The organism is Pseudoalteromonas shioyasakiensis, assembly GCA_013391845.1.
GTDB classification, from domain to species: Bacteria; Pseudomonadota; Gammaproteobacteria; order Enterobacterales; family Alteromonadaceae; genus Pseudoalteromonas; species Pseudoalteromonas apostichopi.
Genome location: CP058414.1, coordinates 3,088,124 through 3,107,495, shown reverse-complemented (window position 1 = coordinate 3,107,495; position 19,372 = coordinate 3,088,124). Strand labels below are relative to the sequence as shown.

The following is a 19,372-nucleotide window of genomic DNA, read 5'->3' as shown; positions in this document are numbered from 1 at the left end:
GTAGATTTCCAGTTCTTTTTGTTGGTTATCCTTTTAAGGAACGACGGGTATACTACAGAAATTAAAAATACAATCAATAACTATTCTTATTTAGATTAAGGTGTTTCGGTTTCAATTTACAGTATTTATGATTAAGTTGAGTTTTTAGCCAGTAAATACGGTGTTACAAACTAGATTTAGATTAAATATCCATGACAGGTTCACCTCCTGTATAGTGTTTTAATTATTAATATAAAAATTAAAACAATGAATTCGGATATCTCTTTAGCGCGCTTTAAGCAGTTTCCTTCTCTTATGTGGATCTTCTTATTCGGCTCGTTTATTACCCGTGGCAGCTATTATATGGTTTGGCCATTTCTCGCGGTTATCTTGTACGAAAAATTTGCTTTAACGGCGACAGAGGTCGGTTTGGTGCTTTCCAGTGCTGCCATAATTTCAGTGTTCACCAGCTTTATTGGCAGCAGCCTTTCAGATAAAGTCGGTCGTCATACACTGATGTATATTACAGGCGTGTTGTATATCATTTCTTTCTCGTTGTTGGCTGAGGTTGAAACAGTGGCAGGCTATGTGATTGTGATGACCTTATGTTCGATTGCTACCGCGCTTTGGCGGCCATTAACCAGCGCTGCAATTGGTGATATTATTGACGATGCAGCAACTCGTGAGCTTGCCATGCAATCGCTGTATTTTATCGTTAATGTGGGTTGTGCGGTTGGTCCATTAGCAGGCGTATGGCTGGGTTTAACAGGCGAGCAGTCAAGTTTTTATATTACCGCAGGCGCATTTGCTATCTTGTTAGTACTACTTGTTTGGGGTTTCAATGTTAGTGATAAAGCGTCAAAAAATAGCGCCGCAGCCGACGAGGTTGAAACTAAAAGCCCAGAAATAAAGGGCCAGCAATTATTGCGCATTTTGTTTGCTGATAAGCTGTTGCAATGTTTAATTTTAGCCAATATTTTGTGCATGTTTATTTACGCGCAAATGGATAGTTCACTAATACAATACCTGACTCGTGCAGAAGCTCCTGATTTACTTGCATTGATTTCTGCGCTGATTTTTACCAATGCGATGGTGATTATTTCAAGTCAATTTTTGCTATTGAGAATGATGGCGCGATTTAACTTAACAGTGCGTATTCAAATCGGTTTGGTACTTTTAATGGGGTCGCAATTTTGGTTGGCACTCAATCCGATAGACCTGTTCTGGGGATGGATAGGTGCGATAGTGGTCATGAGCTTGGCTGAGACTATTTTATTTCCGACTATGAATGTTCACCTTGATAGACTCGCGCCATCACACCTTCGTGGTGCGTACTTTGGCGCAGCTTCGTTTTATGATTTAGGTTTTGCTTTTGCACCGCTTGGTGGTGGCTTAATTTTAGATTATTACGGTGGTCCAACCTTGTTCTTTGTTGCGGGAGGGTTATGCCTAGTCGTGATTTATTTATACGCCATTCTTGAAAAGCTACCTAGACCTGATTTTGCAAATCCATTATCTAAGTAAATATATAAAGTGAAAATGCAGAACAGCTGCTACCTTTATAGCTCAAACATTAAACATTGAGGTTTAACATGGCTGTTTCTGCAATTCCTAAAGGTTTTCATGCGGTCACCCCGTATTTGATTATTGAAGGCGCTTCTAAAGCTATTGAATTTTACAAAGAGGCGTTTGCTGCTGAGCTAGTAATGCAAATGCCTATGCCTGACGGAGGGGTTGCACATGCCGAGATAATAATAGGTGACTCCTACATCATGCTTTCTGATGCTTACCCTGAAATGGAATATAAATCTCCACAGCAGCTTGGTGGCACCCCTGTAAATATGATGCTTTATGTTGAGGATGTCGATGCTGTCTTTGCTAAAGCGTTGTCGTTAGGTGCAAAAGAGTTACGTCCGGTTCATGATCAGTTTTATGGTGACAGATTGGGGACTTTAGCCGATCCATTTGGTCATATCTGGAATATTGCAACGCATAAAGAAGACCTCACAGAGCAAGAGCTAATCGAGCGCATGGGGGAACTCATGAGTAAAGAACAAGATGCTTAAAAGGTTGTTTCTACTGACATTCCTATTTGCCACGAATCAACATCTTGATAACTTCCAAGAGGCGAACTAAAGTCGATATGTATAACGTTATCGTTACTTGAACGCGATGAATATAGACGAATACCCACACCAGCACTGGTTAGCATTGAATCTGAAATATTCGCCGTTTCAGTGCTGCCGAATGCTTGCCCTACATCGACAAAACCGACAAAGCCAACATCCACAAACTGATATAGATTGATGTTTGGGTACATTCTTAGCTCAGCAGTTGCTTGTAAGCTTGAAGTACCATGTTGGTAACTTTCTGGAAAGCCTCGCATGCCTTCTTCACCGCCAACAGCCAGCGGTTTCTCTGCAAACTCATGGTTTTGCCAATGACCATTTACATGAGCATAAAAGGCAAATGCATCTGACCAGCGATAGTTCATTTGTGCTTTTGAATATATAGCAAAGCGGTCATCAAGCTCAGTACCTACATTGCCCTTGATACCCGTGGCAAAGCGATACAAAGTGTTATTGTTAAACCAAGCTTTGGTGAGATTAGTATCAAACAAAAATCCTTGCCCCAAATTAACGGTATCTATAGCAAACTTTGAGTTTAGCTCCCAGCCTAGGTTAACGTCTTCGTTGTGGTTTATGAGGTCAATATCCTGTAAAACAGTATAGTTGTCTTCTAACCAATGTAATCCGACCCACGGCGCAGCAATACTGTAATCGCTAAGACCTGCGGGTAAAGGTTTTGTATCGAAAGGGCGGTAACTAACATCTTCGTAATCAATCCCAGCTAGCCAGTGAAAGGTTTGCTTTCTGTCCTGTGACAAAATTCCACCATAGGCGAACTGTGCGATTAATTCATCAGTGAAAAATTCTGAACGAGTCAGTCCATTTTGATAAATATAGCTTTTTTGTTTTTGTGACTTGGCAAAGTAGCGCATCAGTGCGTCACTACTACGTTGATAAAAAGGCTGATGATAATCCACTAAAAAGACTTGCCCGTCATCGTAGTCATCAGCTTGTAAAGTGAGGGTCGCATGAGGCTGCCAAGGAACAGGCATTTGCAGCACAGAGTGATAGCCTGAGCGTTCGTGATCTGATTTATACTTTAATGATGCGCGGATCCCGTACCCCAAAAAGTTCTCTTCTTTAAAGCCTAAGCTGTATTTGTTATTGCCGCTACTACGGCCAAAATTAATAGTTGGTAATAAACTCCACGTGTCCCACGTATCTATTTGTACCACGCGTGGTTCATCTTCAAGGCAGTCTTTTGTATAGCTAACTTTGGCATCTCTTAAGTACTTTTTGCTGCGTAGAATACGCTCTGCTTCTTGCAGTTGACGCTCACTGACTAGATCGCCTTCTTTAAAGGTAATTTGCTCACTGACAACTTTGTTTTTGGTATCTATGTGCAGCCAGTTTATAAAGCGATGTAGAGCGGTTGTTTCAGGATCATTTGGATCAAAAATCGTATGTGTATCAATGTTGAGTTTATCAACAGTGATATCTTTTTCTTCGCTTAACTCAGCAGTTGGTTTACTTTTTACTTCACAGACGACGTCTAAGCTTAAAGGTTCATTTGCGTATACTGTCCCTGTAGCAGTGCATGTTAATAATAAAACAGGTGTTATTTTATTCATCTTTATTATGCCTACTAAATACGAAGGAGACGCAGCTTGTTTGCTTTATCAACCTTTTAAATTCTTTACAGTTCTCAGCATAAAATCGCTAACTTAAGAAAAACTTAACTAAAACTTAAACTTTATTGAATATTATAAGGTGTTGATTAATAAGCCGTGTGCTAACTCATTATGGCGAAGTTAATCTTTAAATTGTCGGCTTACGTATGAGTTTTTAAAGTTTCTAGTAGAGTAAATAATGAAAAAGCGTGTTTTATACTGGCTGCAAAATGACTTACGTTTGGTCGACAATGAAATTTTATCTGAATTAGCTGAGTTTAACGGCGAGCTAGATTTAGTGTATGTGATTGAACCACGCTGGTTTAGGCAAACTAACTTTCAGTCAAAACCGTATGGCACGCACAAGTACAACTTTTTACTTGGGAGTCTAGCTGCATTTGCAAAAGAGCTTGAGAAGCTTGGGCAAACTCTACATGTGATCACCGGAGAGCCAGAGCAAGTTATAACTCAGCGTTTGCGAAAATATGAAATTGAAGCATTGGTTTGTACTGAGCAGGTTGGTACTTATGAGCAAAAACTGCTTGGCAAAATCAAAGCATTATGCCCTCAAGTAACAGTGAAAACCTATCAGCAAGATACCTTGTTTAAAGAAAGTGACTTGCCATTCCAACTTGATAACCTACCTAAAAACTTTACAGCCTTTCGTAAAAAGGTAGAAGCAGAGTCAACATTTATAGCAGCGCCGCTGCAGCCTGTAAGTTACTTACCTCATCCCGTACAACTATGCCCTGAGAACACTGTTGATGATGCCCCAACTAGGTCATGTAGTTTTAAAGGTGGTTTAATTGCTGCCCAACAACATTGTCGTCAGTACTTTTCGTCAAAAGCGCCGAGCAGTTATAAAGAAACACGTAATGAGTTAGACGGTTTTAGCAATAGTACTAAATTTAGTATATGGCTTGCTGGTGGTGAAATTAGCGCAAAACAGCTGTACAGAGAAGTTGAAATATATGAATTGCAAAACGTTGCTAATGAATCTAGTTATTGGATAAAGTTTGAATTGCTTTGGCGCGAATACTTTAAATGGCACGCAATGCAAATTGGCGCAAAACTTTTCCACTTTAACGGGCTAAAGCACAGTGCGCCACTGACCACTTTTAACAGTCACCGTTTTAATGCGTGGTGCCAAGGGTGCACACCATTTGCTTTGGTAAATGCAATAATGCATGAGCTAAACGCTACAGGCTATATTTCTAACCGTTCGCGGCAAATTGCGGCAAGCTGTTTGGTTAATGAGTTTGCTCTTGACTGGCGTTATGGCGCGGCCTATTTCGAACAACAACTCATAGATTATGATGTGGCTGCGAACTGGGGGAATTGGCAATATATTGCGGGCGTCGGTGTTGATCCTAGAGGCGGGCGGCATTTTCATATCAATAAGCAAACAGCGCTATATGACCCCTTGGCTCGTTATATTGATATATGGCAAGGAGAGCAAACAATTACAAACAGTGTGGATAGTGTCAATGAGGTGGATTGGCCGATATCTTCATAGCCTGTGTTAGATCAATATTCTTCACGGATTTTTAGTATTTTTTATTTTGTTAACTAGAATAATAATTAAGGCTTGCTTTAATTTTGAAAGGCCTAGTTAACAAGGCTAATTATGGTATTTAGTGAAGGGTATGATGCGATAAAATCGCAGCTTGGTTTTGACCTATCTCAGCTAATTCTCGACAGTAGTGATGCGGGAATTTGGCTTTGGAATGTAAAAACAGGCGAAACTGTTTTCAATGATAAATGGGCGAACATTATCGGCTATACACTGAAAGAGTTATCGCCAATTTCAATTGAAACCTGGCTCAGCTATGCTCATCCAGGCGACTTGCCAAAATCAGAACAACTTTTACATGCTCACTTCAAAGGGGAGTCAGAGCGCTATATCTGTGAAGCGCGCATGAAACACAAACAGGGACATTGGGTTAAGGTGCTCGATAAAGGAAAGGTGCACAGTTGGGATGAAGATGGTAATCCAGAGTGGATGCTTGGTGTTCATATCGATATTACTGAGCAGTGGTTAAAAGAGCGTGAAATTGATTTTTTACATGCCAAGTTGCAAAAATTTACTGATAACTTACCCGGGTTTGTTTATCAGTATGTAGTCGATAAAAACGGTAAGGCATGTTTTCCTTTTGCTAGTTCAAAAGTCTTTGATATCTATGGCTGTACTGCTTATGAAATAAAAAAATCTGCAGATTTAATTATGCAGATTATTCACCCTGATGACTTAGCCCGAGTTGTTAAAAGCATTGAAAAATCACGAGTAGAATTATGTGATTGGCACGAGATATACCGAGTTAATCACCCAAAAAAAGGTGTGATTTGGGTTGAAGGAAAATCGTCACCCATAGCCCGTGTGAATGGAAGCGTTGAATGGAATGGTTATATCGAAGATGTTTCAGAAGAAGTAAAAAGGAACGAGAAAATACAACTGCTTACAGCGGTTTTTTCAACAACTAGTCGCGGTATTTTGATTACAACGGCAGAGCCTAAAATTGTGGATGTTAATCCTGCATTCGAGCAGATAACCGGGTTTAAAAAATCGGATGTCATCGGAAAAAATCCATCCGTATTTTCAGCTAATCAGCAGCCAAAAGAGTTCTATGTACAGATGTGGGAAGTTCTCTTAAAGAGTGGCCGCTGGCAAGGTGAAGTATGGAACAAGCGTAAAACGGGTGAAGTATTTCCTGAACTGTTAACTATCGATGCATTGTATGATGAACATGGCCATATTAGTCATTTCATTGGGGCATTTGATGATATTTCGCAAGCTGTAGAAAAGCGCCAGCTACTTGCTCAATTAGTTAATCAAGACCCACTCACTAAGCTTTTAAATCGTCGTGGTTTAGATATCCAGTTGCATTCACTTACTCTTAGTGCGACAAGTGAAGAAAATTGGTTTTCATTGATTTATGTAGACCTTGATAACTTTAAACTGGTGAACGATACCTTTGGTCACGAGCAGGGCGATAATCTACTTCTTGAAATCAGTGAGCAGCTTTCACTTCAGCTACGTGATAAGGATATATTAGCCCGCATTGGGGGCGATGAGTTTGTCATTTTATTGCCGAATTTATCGAAACATTTGGTTTGCCAAGACATTGCTGAGCGTTGCAAAAAAGCGGTTGAGGACGTAGCAAAGCGCTACGCAACCAAAGTGCCTGTCAGTGCTAGTTTTGGAATCGCGCTTTACCCAGAGAATGGTAAAAACGCGAAAGAGTTACTCGCCAATGCTGACGAGCAAATGTATCAGATGAAGCTTAAACATAAAGCCTCACCATTGGGTTGATATTTCGACACTAGGTAGTTTATTTAAAAGAGGTAACAATGCGCGCTCTTTGCGTAAATCTTTGCGTTCATGTTCTAAATCTTTTCGTTCTCTATACAACTCTTTTTGTTGGCCATTATCGAGCTGATTGCTATTAAGCTCAGCGCGAATATTTTTTAAGCGCCGGTCAATATCGTCAATTCGGTCATCTATGTATGCCAGCCTTTGCTGTACTTGATATCTGTCGTTTCCTTCTTGCCATGCTTTACGAAAAGCGGTGCTGTTACATACCCCATTGTAAGAGACCCCTTGTATGCCAAGGGTAAAACCATTTTCGGGCTCACAATATACAGCCAGACCCAGATCGTACCCCACTTTATATTCAGCAATATCAGCACTAACGCCATATTCGCCGCATTGCGATAATGCATCTAGCCCATCGTGATATTCCGTTCCATCAGCACCATGTTTATAACCTATACCTTGCCAATTGGCTTGCAAACATTCATCTTTGCTGACAGAGGTACAGCCTGCTAATACGATTAATGACAGCAGAGGAAGTGTCCATTTTCTCATTAAAGTCTCGGCTTAAATTATTAATAACTGACTAGATTCTAGCCTGTAATGTATTTTTTTAGAAAGTAGTTTTTGTATTTCGTAATAATGCCCTCAGTTGAGGGCATTACACGCTTTTAATTACCACTGACAGAACCGCTGAGCAATGCGAATATTTGACTGTGCATTTTTTAAGTGTGCTAATTGTAATAAGCATAACGCAGTAAAGTGACTGCGTTTGATCAATTGATGGCGGTCAAAGCGCATAATCTCGTACCACAACTTAAATAGCTCGCCAAAACGCATCAGGTTGTTATTGTTAAATTGCCATTGTGATTGGTAGTTTACTTTAATTGGGCAAGGCATATGACCTGGGTATGCTTGCCATGGTGCAAGCATGGCTCGTGGGTAACTGGTTTTCAGCCAGCGCTGATAAAAGCGGTGTTTACGTACATATTCAACAGGGACAGCTAGAGGATATTGCAGTACTTTCCATGAATAGAATGGATGGAAGAACTCCATTTTAAAGTCGCATACTTGCTCATTTGGAATGCTCAAATGATGGTGTTGATCATTGAGAAGTAAAAATAGCTGAAATGCTTTTTCGAGTGGTAATTCAGCCAAGGGTTTAAAACTAACTTTTAGGTTATCTATTAATTTTTGTTGCAGCATAGCCGCATTATGAACTACTGACTTTGGCAAATAAGCGTACTGCTGATCTAAATAAGCTTGAATGAGTTTATCAAGATTGTTTTCTTTTGCTGCTGCATAAATATCGTCGCCATAAAATACGGCACCTAAGCCAACACTGCCGCCATTTCCTGACCAACTGATCTGTGGTCTTGTAACGGTTTTATATTCATTGTGATGCGCCTTACGCCAGTATTTACCAAGCCGCTGTTCAACAGAAAGCTTTTGCGTATCTCGTACTTGCACTACTTCAAGCTTAAGGGCGTTTTGCGAAGCATATTGTTTTGCGCAATAGAGATCTTGGCTATCTGACTTTGAAAAATTAAACGATTTGAGCTCAACCCCTTGGCGTAACAGTTCACAATTAATTAGTCGCGAATCTAGACCTCCAGAGAGGGTGCTCAGCACTTTTTTATCGGTGTGCATCGCTTTTGTAACAACACTGCGAAAAGCCTGAGTGACTCCATCAATTGCATCTGTCACCTCATGGTTTTGTTTGGCAAGGGCGACCCAGTCAAAGTAACGTTGTTTTACCACGCCATGGCTGACATCAAACCGTAATATTTCGCCTGGATATGAGCATTTAATGTTTTTATAAGGTGTGTGGTCAAGAAGCGGGTAGCCAAGCACAGCAAGCTCAGTGAGGGCTTCTGCATCGCTTTCAAGCTCAATACTCAACTGTTTAAATAAGCCTAAGTTGGTCGAAAATAGTAAGCCATGTGCAGTTTTTAAGGTATAAAATGGTTTTAACCCAAGTGGATCAGTAGCAAGTACTAAGCAGCCTAATTGGCTATTAAACTGGCAAAAGCTAAAAACCCCTTCACACTGCTGTAAACAGGTGTTGAGTGAGGTTGCATTTGCCATGGCCTTTAAATCATCACTACGGGAGCTGCTGAGTAAAGGATGGCCAATCAGCGTTGCAATTTGCGACTCAGTTTGCAACCAACTTGCTTGTTGGTATGCATCGAAATCATAGTGAAAAATAGCTCCATTCTCACAATCAAAGCGCTTAACATCTGTTTTTTTATAGCGATTAAATGCATCAGATAGTTGATTAATATAATGAAATTCTGTTTTGCCTAATTCATTGAATTGGATATAACCTGCGATAACAGCCATGTTAACTACCTTTTCGTTTGCTAACTTACTAGTGAAGTTGCAAGGCGTAGGCCAAAACGAATAAAGGCCTTACAACAAGGCCTTTGGGTAACATTACAAAAGCTGATCAGCGATTGTTAAGTTGTTGGTTGATCTCATCAAAAATACTCGCGTCATCAATGGTGGATGGAATTTGTAGTTCTTCACCATCGACCAGTTGGCGTAAGTTCTTTCTGAGTATTTTCCCTGAGCGGGTTTTTGGTAAGCGCTCAACATGAACGATTGTTTTCAAACAGGCAATAGCGCCAATTTGATGCCTGACAGTGTGGATAAGCTCTTGCTCCACCTCTTTGCTATCACCGAGGTAGTCGTCTTTGAGCACAATCATCGCCATCGGTAATTGGCCTTTTAGTGCGTCGTTAACACCAAACACTGCGCATTCAGCAACAGCTGGGTGAGCAGCCACAATTTCTTCCATTTCACCTGTTGATAAGCGGTGACCTGCGACATTAATAACATCGTCTGTACGGCCCATAATAAACAGATAACCATCATCATCAATATAGCCACCGTCACCAGAGAGATAATAACCTGGATATTCGTTTAAATAGCCCGCTTGAAAACGTTCATTGTTTTGCCAAATTGTTGGTAAACATCCAGGTGGTAAGGGCAGTTTAATGACCACAGCACCACTTTCGTTTGCAGCGCACTGCTCACCATTCATATCAAGAATTTGTACATCAAAGCCCGGTGTCGGTACCGTTGAGCTGCCCGGTTTAGTTGCAAGTTGCTCGATACCAATTGGATTACAAGCGATAGCCCAACCTGTTTCTGTTTGCCACCAGTGGTCGAGCACTGGCAAGCCTGTGTTGTCTTTGAGCCACTCATAAGTTGGTGGATCTAAGCGCTCACCAGCAAGGAATAAGCGTTTTAAACTAGAGGTATCGTATTGTTTGAAGCCCTCGGCTGTAGGGTCCTCTTTTTTAATTGCGCGAAACGCAGTAGGGGCACTGAATAATGCGGTGACCTTGTAATCTTCAACCACTCGCCAAAAGGCACTTGCATCAGGTGTTCTAATTGGTTTGCCTTCATATAGTATTGTAGTGCAGCGATAAATAAGTGGCGCGTAAACAATGTAAGAGTGACCAACGACCCAACCGATGTCAGAGGCGGCCCAAAATACTTCGCCGGGTTTCATACCATACACAGTTTCCATGCTGTAATGCATTGCGACAGCATGACCCCCATTTTCTCGAACCACTCCTTTAGGTGTTCCTGTCGTACCTGAGGTATAAAGGATATAAAGCGGATCATCACCTGCCACTGGCACTGCACCCACTTCGCTCGCTGCATCTGAGGCTGATTGCCAATCGATGTCTCTGCCATCTTGCATCTCGGCAATAGCTTGTTCACGCTGAAATACAACACAGTGTTCAACTACATGCTTGGCGTTTTCGAGAGCTTCATCAAGCAAAGGCTTATATTCAATCACATGGTTGACTTCAACCCCGCAAGACGCTGTAAGCACAAGTTTAGGTTTTGCATCATCAATACGAACTGCTAACTCGTGCGGTGCAAAACCACCAAATACGACTGAGTGAATGGCACCAAGACGCGCACATGCCAGCATACCAATAACGGCTTGTGGGATCATTGGCATATAAATAACGACACGGTCACCTTTACTTACGCCAAGGGACTGCATAAGTCCCGCAAATTTGGCAACTTGAGTTTGTAACTCGCCATAGCTGTATTGTTGTTTAGTATTGGTAACAGGGGAGTCGTAAATCAGAGCGATTTGATCTGCAAAACCTGCTTCGACGTGTTGGTCGAGGGCTAGGTAACTAGTGTTTAGCTGACCATCAGCAAACCAGTGATAAAAATCATTATCGTCATATTGATAGGGTGTACTAGGTTCTTTAAACCAAGGAACCCGTTTACTTTGTTCAAGCCAAAATTGGCCCGGATTGCGCTGAAATTGTTGATATTGTTGTTGATATTCGCCCGCCATAATGAGGCTCCTATACTTTTTAGTGAGAGATTTGTACAACGTATAAAAAAATATAAGGGGGATTTTGATTAAATAATATGCGACCTTGGTCGGCATCAGCTTCATTTATTCTTGGAAAGATAGCTGGTGTTATTGAAATTTAGCTACAAAATCAATCAACTTTCGGGAAGATATGCTTATTCTCGAATTAAAAAATGATTTCAAATTTGCGTTATTTAGGGGCTGTGGGTAGAGGGAGCTGCCACTTTTCTAAAATGGCTTGGTATTGACCTGTTTCTTTAAGTGTCGAAAGTGCAATGCTTAACCTCATTGCCGTGTCAGGATTTAAATTCAAGTTTGCAGCTAAATAAAGCTCTGAAGGAAAGTCATCTAAGTGAAGGCTTTTATGAATTTTTTTAGCTTCTACATTTGATAAAACAAGTTCATTTTGCAGGGTGAGTGTATTGGTTAGTACAAAATCGATTCGTTCTTTTTCAAGCATCTGCCACAGCTGATGATAATGACTTACTAACACTAAGTTTTTATCTTCACTAAATCCTGCTTGCTTTAAATAATGTTCGCTGGAATAACCACGTATAGTCGCAACGCGATATTTCTCAGCTTGTTTTAGGCTTTGTACTTCATGGTTTTGACTTTGAGAAGCCAGATCAACTAAATAAGCATCAGAGAAATACGTTTGCCCCAGCCATTTAAATTTAGCTTCACGAGCTGGGTTTTTTAAAAGCGAGATCATTAGTATGTTTGGATTGTTTTCAAGCTCATGAAAAGCCCGAGCCATAGGCATTATTCTAAACTCACCCGCTAGATCTGCCTGCGCTAAAGTAGCTTCAATAACTTCTATAAGTGCGCCATCTGCTTCGCCTTGCTGATTAATAAAGTGGTATGGAGGCAAGTCTTCAGCAATAAAGGTCAAATTATCCGCAGCAGTTGCACAACTGATGCACAGAAGCATGATAGCAATCAGTAATGAGCGAAACGGCATAAATATCCATTATTTATAAATAAACAATTAACATACTAATAAATCTTAATGCAAAGGTATAGGCTTTTAAAAGGCCTGGAATATTTAATTGCTTTTCTTACTGCGTGGTGCGCCCATTAAAATGCCTATGTGGCAAATACAGACCGATAAAAAGGCACTCAAGCCTAGTGCACCACCATAGCCATCCAATAGAGGGACTAAGTATTCAAATAAGATAGAAAATAGTAAAGAAGAAATAGTTAACGTGAAGAATCCAAAGCGCTTTGGTGCGCTCATACCAATAAACGTCCCGCCAAAAAATGCCACAGAGTAAAGCGCTAAATTTACTGGTAATAAGCTCAAAATGCCATAAGCAATAATGCTTGAGGCAGCAGATGCTCGAATGGCATCAAAGCGATTATGATGTGCTATTAGGTAGGTAGATAATGCACCTGCTAAAGCTGTTAGTGCTATAAATATATCCACTATAAGACTCCTTTAGCCATCATAAACAGAGCAACACTGGCAAAGGCAACACTACCAAGGCGACCACCAAAACCTGCAAATAGATTCATAGTTAGCATATAAAGACAGGCACCGATCAAAGAAATAAAACTTAGTTCCCAGTAACTATCAATTAAACTTGATGAGCACATGCCGGCAAAGCTTCCTGCGTAAATAGCTGCATAAGGGTGATTTCCAAAACGAGCCGGGAAAGGAATAAATGTGCCAACTAAACCGGTAACAGCGGCAGATAAAACAAGGGCAACATTGGCTTGGTCATGAAGCAAAAAGCAGGCAAAACAGCCAACAGAAAAGGCCAAAAATTTGACCAAGAAAAATGTAATATGTGCCATTAATTGATGATACACCTCGCTTAAGTAGGTAAACGAGGTGCATTATCTCATTGATGCGTTTAGTCCTGCAACTGCCCTGCGTGGAGTTTTATATCAGTTTGCTTAACGAAGTGAGCTGCTACTTTGCTGTGGTGACCATATAAAGCTACAACCAAAAAGCAAATGAGCGGAACAACAAATGACACAGCAGTGTTAAATGCATCGATAGTTGCGGCTTGGATCAGGGGTAAAAATGCTCCTCCTAAAATCGCCATAACTAAGCCTGCCGCGCCGACCTTTGCATCATCGCCTAAACCCTCAAGTGCCGTCCCGTAAATAGTTGGAAACATCAAAGAGAGACAACTTGAAATAGCAACGAGTGCTATCACACCAGCTAAATTAACTTGGGTTGCAACAACAAAACAAAGTACGGCTGCACCTAAGGCCATAAAACGGAGCAATTTAGCCGCGTTTATAAAGCGCATTAGCCAAGTCATAAAGAAGCGTGACACTAAAAACACCAACATAGAATACTGTAAGACTTGGCCGCCCGTAACTTCAGTTGTGTTAAGAGCTTCCATCGTATAGCCGATGGTGTAAGTCCACACACAAGTTTGGGCTCCAACATTAAAAAACTGTGCTAGCACACCAAATCGATAATGCTTATTTTGGTACAAATGTTGAAAGGTTTTTTTAAGCTTTCGAGCTGGTGTTGCCGCTTTTGCTACTGTTGCAGGCGATCGGCTACAAAAGATACATAGCCACAGCAAGATTAAACAACACGCCATACCGACATACGGCACCATTACGGCATTAAGTTCAGCACTCACAACTGTTTTTAATTGCGCCTCACTCATTAGGGCGCGGCCAGCACTATCTGCTTGATTTAAGTTTGGCAAGATTAAAGTAGCAGCCAAAAACACACCTATATTAGTACCCACAGGATTGAAGGCTTGGGCTAGGTTGAGCCTGCGAGTTGCTGTTTGTTCGCATCCAAGCTGCATAACATAAGGATTTGCAGAGGTTTCTAAAATAGACAAACCGCCCGCAAGAATAAACAAGGCTAATAAAAAGTGACTATAGAGCATGGTTTGGCTGGCGGGATAAAACAGTAATGCTCCACATGCGGCCATGGCTAAACCAACTAGCAACCCAGTTTTGTAATTAAACCGTCTGTTAATCATTGCAGCGGGTAAAGCCAAGCAAAAGTAAGCGCCATAATAACTAAATTGCACTAAGGCAGATTGCAGCGCACTCATCGAAAATGTTTTGCTAAAAACTTTAACTAATGGGTCTGTCATATTGGCTGCAGTGCCCCAAGCTGCAAAGCAAATTGTAAGTAGAATAAAAGGCCAAAGCATTTGGCGCGATACAATAGCGGACTGTGTTTGCATAGCTCACCAGTTTAATGTGTTCATATTGTTGTAAGCGACAGTATTCACGACTATAAATAATAAATCAACTAGGTTGATTTATTATTTATAGTGGCAGATAGTATGACAAACAGGTCTAATAGGCCGCTCATGAGACTTTACTATGAAGGATGTTATGAATCGCAGTCTAAACCCAACAGTGAGAAGCTGTAACGAACGTGCCATCTTAAGCTTAATTAGGCAGCATGAAAGTATGCCTAAAGCGCAAATAGCTAAGGCGCTATCTTTATCTGCTCAAGCTGCGATGGTAAATATTAATAAGCTAGAAGAAGACAACTTATTACTGCGAGGAGCACCTTTAAAGGGACGAGTAGGGCAGCCTAGCGTGCCGTTTAGACTCAACCCAGATGGCGCATTTAGTTTTGGTTTGAAAATTGGTCGACGTCGTTTTGACCTTATTTTAGTTGACCTACAAAGTAACCAAAGAGCCAGCATATCAGTTGAAGTGGAAGAGCCCTCTGTCGATGAACTTAAAGCATTTTTAGAAATACATATCCCACAATTAAAAACTCAACTAGAGCCTGAATTAAGGGCGCGTGTGTGTGGTTTAGGGGTCGCTATGCCGTTTGATATTTGGCAATGGCAGGCGTCGATGGAGAGCTGCAAAAGTTCGTTGTCGCAATGGCAGAATTTTGACTTAAAAACCTATTTAGAAAGCCAGTTTGGATTACCTGCTTTTATTAGTAACGACAATAATGCGGCTTGCTGTGCTGAATTAAGTTTTGGCAACCCCAAAAATTACAATGATTTTTTGTATGTTTATCTAGGCGCTTTTTTAGGTGGCGCAGTGGTTATTAATAACCAAGTTCTGGAGGGAAAAAGTGGCAATGCTGGTGCCATTGGTTCGATGCTTAACACTAAAAGAGAGCAATTGCTTAGTCAGTGTTCACTATTGACGCTACAGACGTTATTTGATCAACGACAGCTAAATATATCGGTCTATGAACTAACAGAAAGTCAATTTATTGCTCATAAAGCGCTTATTAGCCCTTGGCTAGAGCAGGCTGCGAAGGCAATAAGCCTAGCAATGCATAACAGTTTGAGTTTGTTAGATATGCAAGCGGTGATTATTGATTCGCCACTGCCAAGTAAGGCTTTACAACTGCTCAAACAGCTATCTGTTGAAGCATTTACAAAGTTAGATAGTCGTGGGTTGCGCTCGTGTGAAGTGAGTTTAGGTATTTGTGGAGAAAAAGCGCAGTCGATAGGTTCTGCTCAACTCGCGCTTAGTCGTCATTATTTTTAAACAGGAGTGAGCAGCTCACTCCTGTTTAAATTATTACTTCTGATATTGTTTGAACCACGCAAGCGTGTATTCAATTTTAGAAATCATGCGTGATGGACGACCTGCAATACCATGTGGCGAGCCTGGTACACGAATAAGTACGGTATCTACTTTTTGCAGTTTTAGTGCTTGGTAGAATTGCTCTGATTCTGAAATTGGCGTACGGCGGTCTTCTTCACCTGTCATGATCAATGATGGCGTGGTTACGTTACCTACTAATGAAAGCGGCGAACGTTTCCAGTAATGCTCAACATTATCCCAAGGCATGCCAGGGAACTGGTTACGAATTTGACCAATGTAGCTGTCAGCTGAAAGAGTTTTACTTAACCAGTTGATCACCGGTTTGGTAATCGCAGCCGCGTTGAAGCGGTTTGTTAAACCAACAGCATAAGCCGTTGCAATACCACCTGCTGAGCCACCAGCAATAAATAAGTTATCTTTGTCGATAAAGCCTTTAGCAATCATCGCATCAACCGCAGAGTTATGATCGGCAAAGTCCTCTTCAGAGCTGTATTTACCGTCTAGCAGTAATGCAAAGTCTTTACCGTAACTTGTTGAACCACGGTAATTAACATACACAACCACGTAACCTTCAGCGGCATAACGTTGTAATTCAGCAGTAAAGCTTGGGCCATAGGCCAGGTGTGGGCCGCCGTGAATTTCAACCATTAATGGATATTGCTTGCTTTCATCAAAATCAGGTGGTGTGATGTACCAACCTTGAATTGCTTGGCCATCGAACTGCGATTTAACATTCAGCTCGTGCACTTTACCAAGCTTTTTATGACCTAACACATCTTCGTTTAATGAAGTGAGCGTTTTCTTTTTACCTTTGTAAAGGTAGCCTAAATCAGCTGGGCGGTATTCACTGCCAGTAGTGTAAGCAATGGCACCATTATTGGCCATGCTGAAACTACCACTGATATACGGACGACCAATTGAAGTGCCCGACACGGTATCAGTTAAATCAGTTACCTTACCGCGGCTGTTTACTTTAGCGAGCTTACGCTTACCAAAATCATCGTACTGAATAACAAAGTCGCCATCGCCTGACCACTTATAATCAGCCACTGAACGGTCTAATTTTTCAGTAATATGCTTGATTGATTTATCATCTAAATCGAGCATAGATAGTGTTGAGTTAATATAAGGCACAGGCGCGTTGTCACGGGCAACAAAGGCAAGTTCATCACCGTCTTTAGCGTAACGAGGCTTAGTTTCACGGCCAGGCAAATCAGTTAGCTGCGTAAGCTCACCTGATTTTACATTAATTTCATAAAGGTCTGACTCAGTTGTGCGGTACTCCCACTCATCATTGCGATCTGCAGAAAAAGCCAGTTTTGTGTTACTTGGATCCCATGCTAGTGGGCCATAATGCTGATAATCACCCGATGTTAACTGACGTGGTGTGCCACCCGAAACCGGAATAACAAAAACGTGACGATATGAAGGCTCTAAAAAGCCAGCGCCATCAGCTTGATAGCGTGCCTTTTCAAAAACTCTAACAGGTTTTGACCACTCGGCACCTTTTGGTTTCTTCGGCAGTTTTACTGATTTAGCGAACGCAGATTTACCTTCAGGAATGCTCATAGTGAAAGCAATTTGCTCAGAGTCATTCGACCAGGTTAAGTTACGTACTGATTTTGGCAGTTGCGTTAATAATGCTTGTTTGTCTTGCGTTAACCAATAAACGTGAAGTTGATTTGAGCCGCTTGAGTTACTGGTAAAAGCAATTTTCTTGCTATCTGGAGACCAAGTAGGTTGGCTATAGTTATGCTCATCAGAGAAAAGCGGTGTGTGTTGGCCTGATTTTATATCGTACAGCCAAAAGCTACGCTTGTTGCCATCTTTCATGATGTCGTAGCCGCTGCGCACATAAACGATTTTTTTACCGTCTGGACTTATTTGTGGGTCACCTGCGTATTCAAGTTGAAAAATATCTTCTGAGACAAACTTGTCGTTAGCATATACCTGAGCCGTGGTTGCTGCGCATAGCAAACTGGCTCCAATGAGGATTGTTTTTTTTAATTGCATGGAATGGTCTTTTTTTAGCCGTAAAATTTTATCCTAAAAGCAGAGCATTCTGTGCGCAAGCACATTGAGATAAAGTTGCATTTACCCCAGTTGAATTAACGCAAAGTCTATTTGTGCGTGCTAGTAGCTGATTTTAAAGGCTTAGGAAAACTTAAAATAGTCATCCCAACGCGTATCTAAGCGCTGTTTGGCCTTATCTAAATCAACTGCTGTATAAACGTCATCTTGCTGATTAACCAGCTCAAGCTTTACGAGCTTGTTTAAGGCATCATCAATTTCGAAATCGAGTTGGCAATTGTGTTGTTCGTTGAACCACTGCTCAATTCTCTTATCTAATTGTTCTGCGCTCATTGTTGTGTTGGCTTTTAATAAAAAGGTGTAGGCAAGCAGAGCTTCTTTAACATCCTCTTCTTCAGCTGCGTCGACAAGGGTATGAAAAACACCAGCATTGTTATCCAAGTTTTTAAAATATAAGTTGTCGGCCAGTGCTTTCATAAAGCGAATTTTACGGTTTTTAAATTTACTCCACTCTTTAAAGATAAAGCTGCCAAACACTCCCATGCCGATTGCAAAGGTTATAAAGTGCTGCTGACTCATGTGCACTTCTTCACTACGCCAACCACCCCAAAAAGCAATCATAGCAATAAGAAGTAGAATTGAGGCGCCTAATTTTGTTACTAAAACTACAGCACCACCAATTAGTGCTGATGAGCCAATAATGAGTTTATCTATAGGGCGCATTTTTACTTCACTATTGGGAAACAGCATTTCTAAATCGGCTTTTGGTACATTCTGGAATAGTTTGACGATAGTTGAGTTTGGCTCAAAGCCTAGCGGCATTTTGCCTTTTTTTAAAAAATACTGCTCGTCTTTAAAGCGGATGAATACGGCAACGCGGTCGTAGTTAGTAAACTGAATTTGCTTTTTCTTAAGCCCCCAGAAGCTTCGCAAAGTCTCGGTTTTTTGCGATTCGCCACGACGGTAAAATACCACTTCAGCAAAATCATCAAACTCAACGGCCAAACGTACTTTAAATAATGACTCTTCATTAAGCGCGTCTTGTAAGTCTTGATTGGTAATGGTTTCAAAGTTGGCAGCATTGAGTACCGTGGCAAAATCTTTTGCAAACGCAGATTGATAGCAGGCACGTTGCTCGTTGGTAATCGGTTTTAGTGTGCGGGTGTCGCTATTTGGGTCAAATGGCGCGTAATTATCTTTTAATGATTCCAACAGCTCGTGATATTGATAATGTGTCACGCTTTGTAGTAATACACAAAACTCTATAAATGACGCTTTCTGCCGTTCGCCCAAGTAGACTTGGCAAAGATTAATAATGTCGTGTTTTCGAAAAGGAATAAATCGTGTGTTAGTCATTATGCTAGTAAATGTATTAAACAGAATCCGCATAGATGATAAAAAAATGATGCCAGAAATGCGATATTTATCAGAAAATAGCGTAAAT

The 19,372-nt window shown here is 41.0% G+C and carries 15 protein-coding genes; 5 read left to right on the top strand and 10 right to left on the bottom strand.

Going from position 1 to position 19,372, the window contains the following annotated elements; genetic code table 11:
• Nucleotides 1-246: 246 nt before the first annotated feature.
• Both HYD28_14230 and HYD28_14225 read left to right on the top strand, forming a co-directional pair.
• A complete protein-coding gene (locus tag HYD28_14230) occupies nucleotides 247-1,503 on the top strand; it encodes an MFS transporter (protein QLE10019.1) in 1,257 nt (418 codons plus the stop codon).
• Between the two features lie 68 nt (nucleotides 1,504-1,571).
• Nucleotides 1,572-2,045, top strand: a complete 474-nt coding sequence (locus HYD28_14225) for a VOC family protein (protein QLE10018.1) — start codon at nucleotides 1,572-1,574, stop codon at nucleotides 2,043-2,045.
• Here the strand turns inward: HYD28_14225 and HYD28_14220 are convergent.
• Nucleotides 2,042-3,679, bottom strand: coding sequence for a hypothetical protein (locus HYD28_14220; protein QLE10017.1), 1,638 nt, complete (start codon nucleotides 3,677-3,679; stop codon nucleotides 2,042-2,044). The genes HYD28_14225 and HYD28_14220 overlap by 4 nt on opposite strands.
• Before the next feature lie 238 nt (nucleotides 3,680-3,917).
• Between HYD28_14220 and HYD28_14215 the strand changes: the two genes are divergently transcribed.
• Both HYD28_14215 and HYD28_14210 read left to right on the top strand, forming a co-directional pair.
• Nucleotides 3,918-5,234 carry a DASH family cryptochrome gene (locus tag HYD28_14215; GenBank protein ID QLE10016.1) on the top strand — a complete coding sequence of 439 codons (1,317 nt, stop codon included), beginning with the start codon at nucleotides 3,918-3,920 and terminating at the stop codon, nucleotides 5,232-5,234.
• A gap of 111 nt (nucleotides 5,235-5,345) precedes the next feature.
• Entirely contained in the window at nucleotides 5,346-7,028 is a 1,683-nt protein-coding gene (locus HYD28_14210) for a diguanylate cyclase (GenBank protein ID QLE10015.1), read from the top strand.
• On the opposite strand, the gene HYD28_14205 is transcribed toward HYD28_14210, so the two are convergent.
• The 7 genes from HYD28_14205 to fucP all read right to left on the bottom strand — a co-directional run bounded on the left by HYD28_14205 (nucleotide 7,014) and on the right by fucP (nucleotide 14,552).
• On the bottom strand, nucleotides 7,014-7,583 hold the full coding sequence (locus HYD28_14205; GenBank protein QLE10014.1) for a DUF2799 domain-containing protein: 570 nt from the start codon (nucleotides 7,581-7,583) through the stop codon (nucleotides 7,014-7,016). The genes HYD28_14210 and HYD28_14205 overlap by 15 nt on opposite strands.
• A 120-nt stretch (nucleotides 7,584-7,703) precedes the next feature.
• A complete protein-coding gene (locus tag HYD28_14200) occupies nucleotides 7,704-9,371 on the bottom strand; it encodes an asparagine synthase (GenBank protein QLE10013.1) in 1,668 nt (555 codons plus the stop codon).
• Between the two features lie 106 nt (nucleotides 9,372-9,477).
• A complete protein-coding gene (locus HYD28_14195; protein QLE10012.1) occupies nucleotides 9,478-11,361 on the bottom strand; it encodes an acetate--CoA ligase in 1,884 nt (627 codons plus the stop codon).
• Between the two features lie 211 nt (nucleotides 11,362-11,572).
• A complete protein-coding gene (locus tag HYD28_14190) occupies nucleotides 11,573-12,343 on the bottom strand; it encodes a transporter substrate-binding domain-containing protein (protein QLE10011.1) in 771 nt (256 codons plus the stop codon).
• 84 nt (nucleotides 12,344-12,427) lie between these two features.
• Nucleotides 12,428-12,808, bottom strand: coding sequence for a hypothetical protein (locus HYD28_14185; GenBank protein QLE10010.1), 381 nt, complete (start codon nucleotides 12,806-12,808; stop codon nucleotides 12,428-12,430).
• Nucleotides 12,808-13,179 (bottom strand): hypothetical protein, encoded by a 372-nt coding sequence (locus HYD28_14180; protein ID QLE10568.1) that lies wholly within the window; start codon nucleotides 13,177-13,179, stop codon nucleotides 12,808-12,810. The genes HYD28_14185 and HYD28_14180 overlap by 1 nt, the downstream gene beginning before the upstream one ends.
• Nucleotides 13,180-13,238: 59 nt before the next feature.
• A complete protein-coding gene (gene fucP, locus HYD28_14175) occupies nucleotides 13,239-14,552 on the bottom strand; it encodes an L-fucose:H+ symporter permease (GenBank protein QLE10009.1) in 1,314 nt (437 codons plus the stop codon).
• 154 nt (nucleotides 14,553-14,706) lie between these two features.
• Here fucP and HYD28_14170 point away from each other — a divergent pair, with 154 nt between their 5' ends.
• A complete protein-coding gene (locus HYD28_14170) occupies nucleotides 14,707-15,837 on the top strand; it encodes an ROK family transcriptional regulator (protein ID QLE10008.1) in 1,131 nt (376 codons plus the stop codon).
• Nucleotides 15,838-15,870: 33 nt separating this feature from the next.
• On the opposite strand, the gene HYD28_14165 is transcribed toward HYD28_14170, so the two are convergent.
• Together HYD28_14165 and HYD28_14160 are read right to left on the bottom strand one after the other, a co-directional pair.
• Nucleotides 15,871-17,910, bottom strand: a complete 2,040-nt coding sequence (locus HYD28_14165; protein ID QLE10007.1) for a S9 family peptidase — start codon at nucleotides 17,908-17,910, stop codon at nucleotides 15,871-15,873.
• 141 nt (nucleotides 17,911-18,051) lie between these two features.
• Nucleotides 18,052-19,284: a DUF3754 domain-containing protein gene (locus tag HYD28_14160; protein QLE10006.1), complete on the bottom strand. Its 1,233-nt coding sequence runs from the start codon at nucleotides 19,282-19,284 to the stop codon at nucleotides 18,052-18,054.
• Nucleotides 19,285-19,372 lie beyond the last annotated feature (88 nt).